The sequence below is a fragment of the Marinomonas foliarum genome, from assembly GCF_003337275.1.
Classification (GTDB): Bacteria; Pseudomonadota; Gammaproteobacteria; order Pseudomonadales; family Marinomonadaceae; genus Marinomonas; species Marinomonas foliarum.
The window spans coordinates 1-13,144 of sequence record NZ_QPJQ01000036.1 but is presented as its reverse complement, the minus strand read 5'-3'; the positions used below and the strand labels follow the sequence as shown (position 1 = coordinate 13,144).

Here is a 13,144-nt window from a genome sequence, read left to right as displayed (position 1 = left end):
TACGCCAGAAAAAATCACTTCCAACCAGCTGTATCCATAATTTCAACAGCTTCACGGTTATTTTCACCTAATTGGCTTAATGAAATCGTGTCTGCACGGAAGGTGCCAAATGGTGCCAACATTTCAGGAGCACCAACGCCTTTTACTACGGGATATTCATTGTTCACATGAGCGTACCATTCTTGCGAAGCTCGATTCGTCAGGAACTCCAGCAACAATGTTGCATTCTCAATGTTCGTTGCCGCTGCAGTGATACCTGCACCACTCACGTTTACATGAGCACCGCGTTCGCCTTGCGCTTGGTTAGGCCAAAACAATTTTACGTCGTTATAAACCGCTCTTTCATCTGCGCTATCACTTTGACCAAGACGACCATAGTAATAAGTATTCGCCAACGTTAGATCACATACACCCGCAGAAACGGCTTTTAATAGATCCACGTCACCACCAAAAGGCGGACGAGCTAGGTTAGAAACAAGCCCTTTGATCCATGCTTGCGTTTTCTCATGACCATCGGCTTCCAACATGGAAGCAACCAGAGATTGGTTATAAATATTGGCAGAGGAACGCACACAAATACGCCCTTTCCACTTCGAGCTCGCCAGGTCTTCGTAGGTAGACAGCTCACTTGGAGCAACTGTCTTAGGATTATAAAAAATAACACGTGCACGTTGGGATAAACCAAACCAATAGCCATCACTATCTCGTAAGTGGCTTGGTATGTTTGTACTTAGCACGTCGTTCTGAATAGGCTGCAATACTCCGGCCGCTTTCGCTCTGTATAAACGACCAGCATCAACGGTAATAAACATATCCGCAGGACTGGCATCGCCTTCCGCTTTTAAGCGACTTAACAGTGCATCAGCAGAACCCGTTATCAGGTTTACAACAACATCATTCTCTTCAGAAAAAGTGTTTAATACAGGCTTGATAAGAGACTCTTTTCGAGCTGAATAAATATTAATCTCTCCTTTTGCCTGAGCCCCTAAAGGGAGAAGAAGCGACGCAACCAATGTGACAAAACCAACAGAGCTCAATATAGATTTTCGACCTTTTTTATCAAGCAAGCTAGGTAACATCATTCGACCACTCTCCTTCTAACTATTCTCAGCCACTTACTGGATAAAAAAGCAAAAAACACGCTCTAAAGCCCATAAGGAACATCATAAAAATGAGACAAGAAATTAGCATAACAGAACGCTAAACACTAGCGATTATCATTTGCTTGATCACTTTAACAAGAGCAAGCAACTATAGAATAGTAAGACGCCATTAGAGATTAACTTATGCCAAGAAGTTCACTTCATAAATAGGCGATAAAGGGAATATTAAATGAGTTGATTTAGCCCATCGCCAATCATCAACGCATCGTCTAATTCATACACAACACCTTCATTTAAACCCGCTGCTTTCGCTACTGCCATAGGAAAACCTTCACGTACTAGGTCATATTCTCGCTCGGCACGGATACAAGCATTCAAGTAACATGCTAGATTCAATACGCATGCCAATGGATTAGGCTCTTCATTTGCAAACGGGCGTTTGTGTAACTGTACCGCCAGACCAAGGCCTGCTGGAAATTTCCACAAATCCATTAAGGCTTTTCCAGCATCTTGAGAGGTGAAGCCAAGTAAGTCTTGCTCTGCTTTTACTCGACCAGCTTTACGGTTAGCGACTAACTCTTGAATTTCTTGGGCAATTGTAGGTTCTGTAAGGTGCAATAACAAACGACCTATATTATGGACAATACCAACAGTAAAGGCTTCATCGGCTTGAACAAGCGGAGTACGTTTAGCTAACCATTGCGCCAACTCGGCAACTCGAAAAGAATCAGCCCAGAACTCTGGTAATTTTAAGCCTTCTACCTTGGAAACAGAGCTTGCAAAACCGGAAGCAATAACCAAGGTCTTCAACTTATCGGTACCCAGCAAGACAGTCGCCTCATCGATTGATGAGATTTTCCTCGATAAACCAAAGTAAGCCGAGTTAACCACACGCAGTACTTTCAGTGAAATTGTTTGGTCATGAGAGACTTTTTCCGTGAGTTCAGAGTAATTAACATCTGGATCACTTAGCAACTGAATGAGTTCACGAACGACATCTGGGACATTAGGGAGTTTATCGGTTTGCCTTAAAAGATCTTGTGCCTGCATACCATTCCACCTTACTCTGGTTGGTTATATTACTGTTTAAGCAGAATAAAACAGCGCCTACTTTTTGCAACCAGAAATAAGTAGTGTTTTGCAAGCAAACCAGAACTTCCATCTAGGCAGGAAACAAAAAATGACAAATACGTTATGAGAACGAAGACAAACCGGCCGCCCTAGCAACCAATTTCTTTTTCAAAGAAATGTTTTGATTAAACCCCTTCATGCCTATATTTCTCAACTGAACAATGAGTGGCTGTTGAGTAGAAAATAAACGTTTAAACGATTCCATGCCTGCAGCCATGGCAATATTATCCAGCATACGAGCACGCTGATAACGACGCAGCACCTTACTCGCACCAAGATATTCACCACGTCGATGAGCCTTTTCTAGAACGTCCACTAACGCCTTAACATCACCAAATCCCAAGTTTGCCCCTTGCCCTGCAAGAGGATGAATCGTATGCGCTGCATCACCTATTAACGCTAGCCCTGCTTTTACATATTGTTTGGCATGACGCTGTCGCAATGGAATAACCTGACGTGTTTGCATGATACCCAAGACATCAAAACGCTTGTTCATCGCGTAATGTAAACGGCGGCAAAATGCTTCTTCGTCGAGAGCCATTAGAGATTCAGCTTCTTTCGGTGGCACAGACCAAACAATGGAAACAAAATGTTTTTGCTCAACAGAAGGAAGCGGAAGAAACGCTAAAATACCTTCTTCGCCAAAGCTCTGCCAAGCGGTATTTCCATGGGGCTGGGCAATTTCAATAGTGGTCACAATAGCATGGTGACCATAATCCCACTCAACAGTATCAAAAGCATTTTCGCTACGAAGTTTGGACATCGCACCGTCTGCTGCAATGATCACCTGAGCATCAAGAGTATGACCAGAAGCTAACTCAACTCTCACACCAGACTCACTCAGCTCATGAGAATCTAGTGTATCGCCTAAATACAAGTCGATATTTTTTGAGCTTCTAGCTTGTTTCATTAGTTGCTGATTCAATACCGCATTTTCAACGAGATGCCCAAGCTCGGGCAGCACAACTTCTCCGGCATTAAAGTCAACATGCCCTTCACCAAGACCATCCCAAACCACCATATTGTCATAAGAAGCAATACGATCACGGGCAATTCCCTGCCAAACATTTGCGGTTTCAAGTAAGGCTTTTGATTGGCTAGAAATAGCACTCACACGTGCATCATAAGCGGGCGGAGTCGATAGACGATATTCGCCATCATGTTTATCGACAAGCGCAATACGTAAAGAAGATTTGGCTAATAATATCGCTGACAAAGCACCTACCATGCCGGCACCCACTATTATCAAATCATACGATTTAGCCATCATATGTACTCCGTCTCGTCTTTATAGTAATTATCGTTTTTCAGCCATGAAAGCTTCAATATCAGCGATTTCTTTTGGCAACCCGTGAGTTAAAACATAAGGCCCATCAGCACGAATAAGCACATCGTCTTCAATACGAATACCGATGCCACGCCACTTTGCATCTACTGATTCGTTGTCTGCCGAAACATAAAGGCCAGGTTCAATGGTTAACACCATGCCTTTTTCTAACAAGCGAGATTCACCAGCGATTTTATAAGCGCCACAATCATGAACATCCAAGCCTAGCCAATGTCCTGTATTGTGCATATAAAAGTCTCGATATGCTTTGCTCTCGATCAGGAAATCCACATCGCCAGTTAACAATCCGTGAGTCACTAAGCCTTGTGTTAATGTCCGAACCGCTGCGTTATGACAAGCTTCATACGGCGTTCCTACTTCAAGCTCTTTCATTCCCGCATGGTAAGCATCTAATACCACTTGATATAAAGCAGCTTGCGGCTCACTAAACTTACCTGTTGCAGGAAAAGTACGAGTAATGTCCGCGGCGTAGCAACCCAACTCTGCCCCTGCATCAATTAAGATCAGGTCACCCTCTTCGATTTCTTCGTCATTTTTGATGTAATGCAAAACGCAAGCATTGCTGCCTGAGGCGACAATATTGTTATACGCAGGCTGGCGCGCACCGGATTTCATAAACACGTAATTCAACTCAGCTTCTAACTGGTATTCGTACATCCCCGGGCGAACAGAGCGCATTGCCTGTTTATGGGCTTCAACACTAATTTGCGCAGCCGCTTCCATAATGGCAATTTCTTCTGCGTCTTTGTGCAAACGCATTTCAGCAACCTGAGGGAAAAGATCGATAAAACTTGCTGGTGCCACAGCGCCGATTCTGACCCGTGCAGCAATGGCATCACGCCAGCCGGCAATTTTTTCACGAAGAACATCGTCATTAAATAAATACACAACATGCTCGGCACCATCTAAAGCGGCAAACGCAACCTTATCTAACTCTTCCAGCGGAGCCGCATCACTTGCGCCAAAATTTGCTATCGCCCCTTCGCTACCAAAACGAAAACCATCCCATTGCTCACGCTCAGGATCTTTTGGTAGAGTGACGAGCGTCATCTCGCCACTGCCATAAATAATGGCGTAGGCGCTTGGCTCAGGATATCCCGTTAAATAGAAAAAACTACTATGAGGACGAAACTCATACTCGCAATCATTATTGCGTGTCGCCAGCTCACCAGTTCGCAACACCACTACACTGTTCTCAGGTAAGGATTGCATCAAGCGTTCGCGGCGAGCTTGATAAGTTTGAGTATCAATTTTCATAGAAGGTCTCACTTATTAATTGTCATTCCATCAAATACCATTGGTTACACTTTGCTTAGACGCTTTTTAGTGCGAAGGACTTAATGCAAAGAATTCTGTTTAGTATGATCAACATCTGGGTTGATATCATGATGCTCTGTGTACAACATCATCGCTGATAATCTGACGTATTCCACCAGCTCTGTTAAATCAGCTTCATTATCATTGTTATCTTCTAATGCGCGCATTTCTGCCTGCATGCCAGAGATATTGGCAAAATCACGTAAAATTTGCTTGGTTTCATCAGAGAGTTCATTCTTCTGACCAGATAAACCATAACCCGCTAAAAAGCCATGCGCCCATTGAGATAAAGTAACGCCTCTTTCACACAATTCAGCATCTTCATCTGAAATACTGGGCACAAGTGCAAACTCGCCATTTTGAAATAAAGTTAACGTTGCAGTATAAAGTTCAACAATAACAGCTCGACTTGCTTCTTCTTTCCAGCCCTCAATGTCACAAAACTCTACCACCATATTCAGCCAATCTTCTAATGGCAGAGCCACACCAGAAGCCAAATAGCCACAAAGCTGACCATGCAACTCGGATGGTGACGCCGTAATAGATTCTGTAACAAAAACATCGGCGATCAAATCAAAGTCCAATGCGTCTTTTAACATTTCTGTGGACATATCATGCCAACCTTTTGCTGTTCAGTTTATAAAAAAGAAGCCGCACCTAATGGCGCGGCTTTTTGTCCCATTTTGCGATCTTCTCTCAACAATATGGGGCTATTATACAGACCTTTCAAGTCTGCTTAGCCTAGTTGTTTCAGGCCAGATTCCAGCGTTTGCAGAATCAAAGTATTGATTGTCATGGGGCCAACACCACCAGGAACGGGTGTGTAAGCGGCAACACGGTCCTTCAATGGACCCAGTTCGATATCACCAATACCACCTGGGTGGTAACCAGCATCAACAACGACAGCACCGTCTTTAATCCAATCAGCTTTGATCAACTCAGGTTTACCTACTGCGCCAACAACCACATCGGCCTGCTTAACAAATTCAGATAAATTCTGAGTGCGAGAGTGACACATTGTTACCGTAGCATTGGCGTTCAGCATCATCATTGCCATCGGCTTGCCAAGAATCGGGCTACGACCAACCACAACAACATGCTTCCCTTCTAATGGGATGTCGTAAGCGGCAAGCAAACGCATAATACCCGCTGGAGTCGCTGCACCGTATGCCGGCTCTTTCATTGCCATACGGCCAAAGCCAAGGCAAGTCACACCATCAACATCTTTATGAGCTGCAATGGCGTCGAAGCACAGACGCTCATCAACTTGTGCAGGAACAGGATGTTGTAGCAAAATCCCATGCACATCTGGGTTATTATTTAGCTCATTAATTTTGTTTAAAAGCTGCTCTGTCGTAGTGCTTTCAGGCAGTTCAATGGCCATAGAGTCCATGCCAACACGACGACAAGCATTGCCTTTCATTTTCACATAAGTGGCTGATGCTGGATCAGCACCCACTAATATTGTTGCTAAAATAGGGGTGCAACCGGTACGCGCCTTAAGCTCAGTAACTTGAGCCTCTAGGCGGTTTTCAGTTTCTTTGGCGCAAAGTTTGCCGTCAAGAACCAGTGCAGTCATGAATGAGCTCCAGTAAAATTAGAGTGATGTATGAGGGAGCGGCATTATACCTCAACTTTTGTTTCGATACGCAATGCCTAAAACAATTTGTTCCTCAAAATGGAAAATCTTCCCCTTTTCGTTCTTTAACACCTAATTATGCAGGCTCTAAATAGTCCACTAATAGCTGCAAATTACGCTGACCTCGAAACTCATTCACATCCAGCTTATAAACTAAGCGTGCTTGAGTCGCTTTATCATTGGGCCATTGGTCTAAATCGACAAAAAAGCTAATCCCATCCAGCAATAGTCCACTGCTCGGCTCGCGCACCATAAGCTTCAAATGCTTTTCACCCACGATGCGCTGCTGCAGAATATCAAACACGCCATCAAAACATGGCTCTGGGAACATTTGCCCCCACGGACCAGATAAACGAACTTGCTCAGCAAAACTCAGACTAAAATCTTCTGGCGCCAGCTGGCCATCAGTCAACAAGGTTGCTTCTAGCTGTTCCGGCGTCACCCATTCAGTAATAATGGCATCGAATGCCAATTGAAAAGCCTCATAATGCGATTCTTTAATCGACATGCCCGCCGCCATAGCATGACCACCAAATTTGCTAAGCAACTGTGGATAACGCTTGGCCAATAAGTCCAATGCATCACGAATATGTACACCTGGAATCGAGCGCGCTGAACCTTTTAACTCATCTTCACCAACACGAGCAAAAGCAATCACCGGACGATGACATTTATCTTTCATCCGCGAGGCCAAAATACCAATCACACCTTGGTGCCAGTCCGCATCATAAAAGCACATGCCATTTGGCATTTCCTGCTCTTCATCCAATAAAGACTCAAGCACTAATTCTGCCTGCTCTTTCATATCCGACTCAATGGCTTTGCGCTCGCGATTAAACTGATCTAATTGCTGTGCATAATTACGTGCTTGATGTGGGTGTACAGCCAACAGACATTCAATACCAACCGACATATCATCAAGCCGCCCCGCCGCATTTAATCTAGGGCCGACAACAAAACCCAAGTCTGATGCCTTCAATTGAGTATAATCACGACGCCCTACTTCTAATAAAGCAAGGATACCTGGACGCGCCAAACCGGCCTGAATTCGCTTGATGCCTTGCTGAACCAAAATACGATTATTGGCATCCAAAGGCACCACATCAGCTACCGTACCAAGCGCAACCAAATCCAAATAGTCCGCCATTTTCGGTTCTGGAATATGCTGGTCAGCAAACCAGTTACGACTATTTAATTCGGCTCTTAATGCCGACATCACATAGAAAATCACTCCGACACCAGCTAAGTTTTTACTTGGGAAACCACAACTAGGATGATTTGGGTTCACAATAGCATCCGCATTTGGCAGCGTATCACCGGGCAAATGGTGGTCAGTAACCACGACTTTCATGCCATAAGCTTTGGCAGCTTGAACACCATCAATACTGGCAATACCATTATCAACTGTCACCAATACATTGGGAGAACTTTTTTGTGCGACCTCAACTATTTCAGGCGTCAGACCATAACCAAACTCAAAGCGATTTGGCACCAAGTATTCTGGAGCAATCGCTCCCATTGCCTCTAAAGCAAGAATCCCAAGACTGGTACTAGTCGCACCATCCGCGTCAAAATCGCCAACAATCAGAATCTTCTGACCTGCAACAATTGCATCAGCCAAAATCTTTGCCGCGATTGTTAGATCAAATAAAGAGCTAGGCCTTAGTAAATTAGGTAGACGGTAATCAAGCTCTAGGCTGGTGCCCACCCCCCTCGCCATAAAAATACGACGTAAACTCAAAGGCATGTCTTCTGGCAAGTCTTCAGCAATGGCTGGAATGGATCGACGCTCTATTCGCATAACTATAAACACTCAAAAACTAAAATGGTTACAAAACAATAGAGAAGGGTAACACAAATAGGATATTCCATTTTATGGCAAAGTGATTAAATACCTATAACATCGCAAGATCCGTTTGCTTAACTATAAATGTAAGTCTATAAATAATTATAGGCGTTGTACTAACAAACAACTTTTAGGATGAAAGATGACCTTATCAATAAAAACTCGTTTGATTATGATGGGTACCTTACTCGCCGTAGCCCCAACAGTGATTGTTGGATTAATTGTCAGCCAAAGTGCGCTAAATGAGGGAACGAAAGCTCTCCAAGAAAGCACTCAAAAACAGCTAATTACCTCTCGAGATTTAACCGCGCAATCAATAGAGACCTACTTTTCTTTTATAGATAAGCAGATAATTAGTTTATCTCAAAACAATAGTACCGTTTCTGCAGCTAAATCCTTTTCTAATGCCTTTAATGATTACCCAAACAACACAACGTCTGACACAGATAAAAAATTAGCTGACTATTACCAAAATCAGTTTGATAAAAATTACCAAAGCCTAAATTTGGGACAATCCAGTAATCCTTCTTCACTATTGGCATCATTAAGCCCAACAGCAAAAGCTATTCAATCAACGTACATCGCAAAAAACCCAGCGCCACTAGGTGAAAAAGACACGCTAGACACATCTGGGGATGGCACGACATATGACAAAATACATCAAGAATTCCACCCTATGTTTCATCAGTTTCAAAAGGAATTTGGGTTTTATGATGTTTTCATTGCCGATGCAACAACAAGTAATGTTATCTATAGCGTCTATAAAGAGTTGGACTTCGGCACCTCCTTAACGACTGGCCCTTACAAGAACTCAGGGTTAGCTGAGGCTTTCAAAAAAGCGGTGGATGGCAATGAAAAAGCAACCTACTTAACGGATTTTGCGCCTTACGGCCCATCTTATAATGCACAAGCCTCTTTTATTTCATCCCCTATATCTAGTGATGGGAAAATCATCGCTGTGTTAATTTTCCAGATGCCAATTGATCGTATTGATGCCGTGATGACATACAATCAAACATGGGAGAAAAATGGTTTAGGAAATACAGGGCAAACCTATTTGGTTGGTCATAATAAATTGATGCACAGCAACGACCGCTTACTATTAGAGAACAAAGAAAGATTTATACAAAAGGCAAAAGCAATAAGCTTACCCAATAAAACAATTGATGAAATTGCGAGCCGCGGTACAACCATTGGGCTTTTAGAAATAAATAACACAGCCGTAAATGAAGCAATCGCTGGAAAAGAAGGTTTAGTCATTGATAAAAACTACTTTAATGAACCCTCTTTAAGTGCATTCAAACCTCTAAAAATCCACGGCATGGATTGGATAATTATCAGTGAGCAAAGTCAATCGGAAGCATTCAGCCCCATAGAAAGTCTAAAAAACAACGTCTATACAACACTAACAATAGTCTCTGTTATAGCGTTAATTATTGGCGCTTTTCTAGGCCTACTACTTTCTAGAGTAATTATCCGTCCCATTAATAACATGGTCAAAATGATGCATGACATTGCTGAAGGAGAAGGAAACTTAACTCAGAGATTACCGGCCAAAAGTAATGATGAACTTGCTGAATTAGCCAAAGGCATTAACTTATTTATCGGTCATATTGATAAAACATTTTCAGCAGTTCTATCTTCTGTCGCGCGACTAAAACCTATTTCAGAAGAAATGGCTGACGTTAACGGCCAACTTTCATCAGCAGCAGACCAGCAAAAACATCAAGCCGAAAAAGTAAACGATTGCTTATCGGAAACCAATGAATCTACCAAAAAAGTAGAGCAGGAGCTTGAAGAGATTAATCAAGCATCAATACAAGGCAATACGACCGTTCTTTCTAGCAGTGAAATTGTCAATAAAGTCGCTGGAAGCATGACAGAACTTTCAGGTGATATTACAGAAGCTGTTGATGCACTTTCCAAGCTGAAAGGCGATACAGACCGTATAGCAGGTATTATTGATGTTATTAATAGCATCGCAGAGCAAACTAACTTATTAGCACTAAATGCAGCGATAGAAGCAGCTCGCGCTGGTGAAGCAGGTCGAGGATTTGCCGTTGTAGCCGATGAAGTGCGCTCTTTAGCCTCTAAAACTCGCCAATCTACCGATGAAGTAGCAAACATGGTGGGAGCTATTCAGAATGGCACTCAAGAAGTTGTTAAACGTATGGAGAACAGCAAATCTAATGCGAACCACTCCTTAGAAAAGGTACAACAAGCGACACAATCTTTATCTCAAGTTAAAAGCGCAATGGAAACGATCTCGGATAGAGTCGCGCAAATCGCTATGGCGATCACAGGTCAGCAAAATAATTTTTTGGAAGTCACCTCTCATTACAATGATATGAAAGCCAGCTTTGTACAAATTAATAAACAGACAGAACATTCAACAATGGTCGGAAAAAATGTTGTTCAGTTGTCTGAAGGCATCATGGTACAAATTAACCGCTTCCAAGTAACAGACAACAGTTGGTCTACTGATCGTAGAGACCTTGTCCGTCCCACTATTGATACAGACGACAAGTAAGTTAAAGTAGCGCCTCAGTATGTTTGCCTGCGTACCGAGGCGCAGCCTATACAAATAGTATCTGGCATCGCTGGCCTACAGCTATTCAGCCCGCATAAAACCCAAAAAAGAATTTGAAAATCAAACACCTAAAATCGATAGGCTTTGTTACATTATAAGCGCATAGGTGAGACTTTCTTACAATAGACAGCCAATAAAGGAATTTTATAGAACAATTGTTCCTTCAAACCCAACCCACCACTAAAAACAAATTTTCGATGCTATGATGCCGCACTTTTTTGATTTGGATTGACATCCTAAAGATAAAAACTGAGCAACTCTCGTTTTAACTCATCGGAAAAAATATGAATAATCAAACTTCCGTGGCAGACAAGCCACAATCAAACCAGCGTTTTGCCTTGATAGCTCTTACATCATTGTTTTTCATGTGGGGCTTTATCACATCACTGAATGACATTTTAATCCCGCACTTAAAAGGTGTATTCGACCTTAATTACACCCAAGCAATGATGATTCAAATGTGTTTCTTTGGCGCCTACTTTATTGTCTCCGTTCCAGCAGGAAACCTAGTCAAAAAAGTAGGTTTTCAACGTGGCATTGGTATCGGTCTAATGATTGCCGCAGCTGGCTGCCTATTGTTTGTTGCCGCAGCTAAAGCCCAACAATACAGTATATTTTTAACTGCCCTGTTCGTCCTTGCTGCTGGCATCACGATTCTACAGGTTGCAGCGAATCCACTTGTCACTGTTATGGGTCCGACTGAAACGGCATCAAGCCGTTTAACCTTGTCTCAAGCGTTTAATGCTTTAGGAACGACAGTGGCTCCTCTGGTTGGCGGCGCTCTACTATTCACTGTTGCAGGACAATACGCGACTAAAGCACAAGAAGCTGAAAGCGTTATTATTCCCTATATTGGTTTGGCAATTTTGCTGATTGTTCTAGCTGCTATTTTTACTCGTATTAGCCTTCCGACACCCTCTAGTATAGAAAGCACAGAGGCAAACGTACCAAGTGAAAGTATTCTAAAGCATCGTCACTTGGTACTAGGTACTGTGGCTATCTTCATGTACGTTGGCGCGGAAGTGGCCATTGGTAGCTTATTAGTAAACTTTTTCGGATTAGAAAACATCGCAGGTCTTGCTGAAGCAGAAGCAGCGCACTACGTTGCTTATTACTGGGGCGGCGCAATGGTGGGACGCTTTATCGGTGCAGCACTAATGCAGCGTATTTCAGCAGGAACGTTATTGACGATAAATGCACTTGCTGTAATTGCATTAATAGCCAGTGCCATCATCAACGATGGTCATCTAGCAATGTGGTCAATATTAATCGTTGGCTTGTTTAACTCTATTATGTTCCCAACCATTTTCAGTCTTGCCCTGAAAGACCTTGGACCACAAACAAGTCGTGGTTCCGGTTTGTTGTGCTTAGCTATTGTCGGTGGTGCAATCCTACCTATGCTTCAAGGCCTAATCGCTGACTCTATTGGCCTTCAGATCTCATTTATCATGCCTATTTTTTGTTACCTATACATCGCTTATTTTGGTGTATTTGGTTCAAAGCCAAAGCAGCAATAATCCGATAACATACAATCTGAAATAGTAAACCCGCCCTAGGAAAGCCTAGGGCGGGTTTACTATAAAATCATATATTAGAGCTACGCTCGACAGGTTTGATTCCTGCCAGATCGCTTCGCTTGATACAAACGATTATCTGCTAACGTAATGGCTTCTCGCAATGATGTACTGCTATTCATCCCAGCTAAACCAAAGCTTAAAGTCATATGGAAACGCTGGTCTAAATGAGAAAATTCGTAAGACTCTACTCGATGGCGCAAAATTTCAGCAAACTCAAATACCTCGTATTCGTCCATGCCACAAACAGCGATCAAAAACTCCTCGCCTCCCCACCTTGAAACTAAATCGTCTTTCTTCGGCAGAGATTCTTGGAATATTTTAGCTAACTGAGTTAACGCATAGTCACCAACATCATGACCATATTCATCATTAATTCGTTTAAAGAAGTCTACATCGGCCAACAAAAGGTGAAAGCTTTGTTGAGTACTTATTTCTAAGCGCTGTAATATCCCTCTTCGATTTAACAACTTTGTTAACGGATCGGTATAGGCATATAACCCTAAATTCAGATAATAAGTGCGACACTGCAAATCAGGTGTAGAAGAAGCCAACTGCTGAAGTTGATACACTTCTTCTTACCACAGATAAAGCAG

At 42.7% G+C, this 13,144-nt stretch carries 10 protein-coding genes; 2 read left to right on the top strand and 8 right to left on the bottom strand.

Features of this window, described 5'->3' with window-relative positions:
• Positions 1–14 precede the first annotated feature (14 nt).
• From DFP77_RS16020 to recJ, 7 genes are all read right to left on the bottom strand, one after another.
• The gene (locus DFP77_RS16020; RefSeq protein WP_220235549.1) at positions 15–1,082 is read right to left on the bottom strand and encodes a Fe(3+) ABC transporter substrate-binding protein; all 1,068 of its coding nucleotides are present in this window, start codon (positions 1,080–1,082) and stop codon (positions 15–17) included.
• A gap of 246 nt (positions 1,083–1,328) precedes the next feature.
• Complete coding sequence (locus DFP77_RS16015; RefSeq protein WP_114413236.1) at positions 1,329–2,153, bottom strand: HDOD domain-containing protein; 825 nt, start codon at positions 2,151–2,153, stop codon at positions 1,329–1,331.
• A gap of 142 nt (positions 2,154–2,295) precedes the next feature.
• On the bottom strand, positions 2,296–3,504 hold the full coding sequence (locus tag DFP77_RS16010) for a UbiH/UbiF/VisC/COQ6 family ubiquinone biosynthesis hydroxylase (protein ID WP_258861194.1): 1,209 nt from the start codon (positions 3,502–3,504) through the stop codon (positions 2,296–2,298).
• A gap of 27 nt (positions 3,505–3,531) precedes the next feature.
• On the bottom strand, positions 3,532–4,839 hold the full coding sequence (locus tag DFP77_RS16005; RefSeq protein WP_114413235.1) for an aminopeptidase P N-terminal domain-containing protein: 1,308 nt from the start codon (positions 4,837–4,839) through the stop codon (positions 3,532–3,534).
• An 80-nt stretch (positions 4,840–4,919) separates the two neighbouring features.
• On the bottom strand, positions 4,920–5,510 hold the full coding sequence (locus DFP77_RS16000; RefSeq protein ID WP_114413234.1) for a UPF0149 family protein: 591 nt from the start codon (positions 5,508–5,510) through the stop codon (positions 4,920–4,922).
• Between the two features lie 125 nt (positions 5,511–5,635).
• Positions 5,636–6,478, bottom strand: a complete 843-nt coding sequence (folD, locus tag DFP77_RS15995; protein ID WP_114413233.1) for a bifunctional methylenetetrahydrofolate dehydrogenase/methenyltetrahydrofolate cyclohydrolase FolD — start codon at positions 6,476–6,478, stop codon at positions 5,636–5,638.
• Between the two features lie 136 nt (positions 6,479–6,614).
• A complete protein-coding gene (recJ, locus tag DFP77_RS15990; protein WP_114413232.1) occupies positions 6,615–8,339 on the bottom strand; it encodes a single-stranded-DNA-specific exonuclease RecJ in 1,725 nt (574 codons plus the stop codon).
• Positions 8,340–8,526: 187 nt separating this feature from the next.
• Between recJ and DFP77_RS15985 the strand changes: the two genes are divergently transcribed.
• Entirely contained in the window at positions 8,527–10,914 is a 2,388-nt protein-coding gene (locus DFP77_RS15985; RefSeq protein WP_114413231.1) for a methyl-accepting chemotaxis protein, read from the top strand.
• A gap of 344 nt (positions 10,915–11,258) precedes the next feature.
• The gene (locus tag DFP77_RS15980) at positions 11,259–12,491 is read left to right on the top strand and encodes a sugar MFS transporter (protein ID WP_114413230.1); all 1,233 of its coding nucleotides are present in this window, start codon (positions 11,259–11,261) and stop codon (positions 12,489–12,491) included.
• Positions 12,492–12,571: 80 nt separating this feature from the next.
• Here DFP77_RS15980 and DFP77_RS15975 read toward each other — a convergent pair whose 3' ends face one another.
• Positions 12,572–13,120, bottom strand: coding sequence for a GGDEF domain-containing protein (locus DFP77_RS15975; RefSeq protein WP_114413229.1), 549 nt, complete (start codon positions 13,118–13,120; stop codon positions 12,572–12,574).
• Between the last annotated feature and the right edge of the window lie 24 nt (positions 13,121–13,144).

Coding starts and splice junctions, on each gene's coding strand:
- folD (WP_114413233.1), bottom strand. CDS start 6,478: ATGACTGCACTGGTTCTTGACGGCAAACTTTGCGCCAAAGAAACTGAA.
- DFP77_RS15985 (WP_114413231.1), top strand. CDS start 8,527: ATGACCTTATCAATAAAAACTCGTTTGATTATGATGGGTACCTTACTC.
- recJ (WP_114413232.1), bottom strand. CDS start 8,339: ATGCGAATAGAGCGTCGATCCATTCCAGCCATTGCTGAAGACTTGCCA.
- DFP77_RS16005 (WP_114413235.1), bottom strand. CDS start 4,839: ATGAAAATTGATACTCAAACTTATCAAGCTCGCCGCGAACGCTTGATG.
- DFP77_RS16000 (WP_114413234.1), bottom strand. CDS start 5,510: ATGTCCACAGAAATGTTAAAAGACGCATTGGACTTTGATTTGATCGCC.
- DFP77_RS15980 (WP_114413230.1), top strand. CDS start 11,259: ATGAATAATCAAACTTCCGTGGCAGACAAGCCACAATCAAACCAGCGT.
- DFP77_RS16010 (WP_258861194.1), bottom strand. CDS start 3,504: ATGATGGCTAAATCGTATGATTTGATAATAGTGGGTGCCGGCATGGTA.
- DFP77_RS16020 (WP_220235549.1), bottom strand. CDS start 1,082: ATGATGTTACCTAGCTTGCTTGATAAAAAAGGTCGAAAATCTATATTG.
- DFP77_RS16015 (WP_114413236.1), bottom strand. CDS start 2,153: ATGCAGGCACAAGATCTTTTAAGGCAAACCGATAAACTCCCTAATGTC.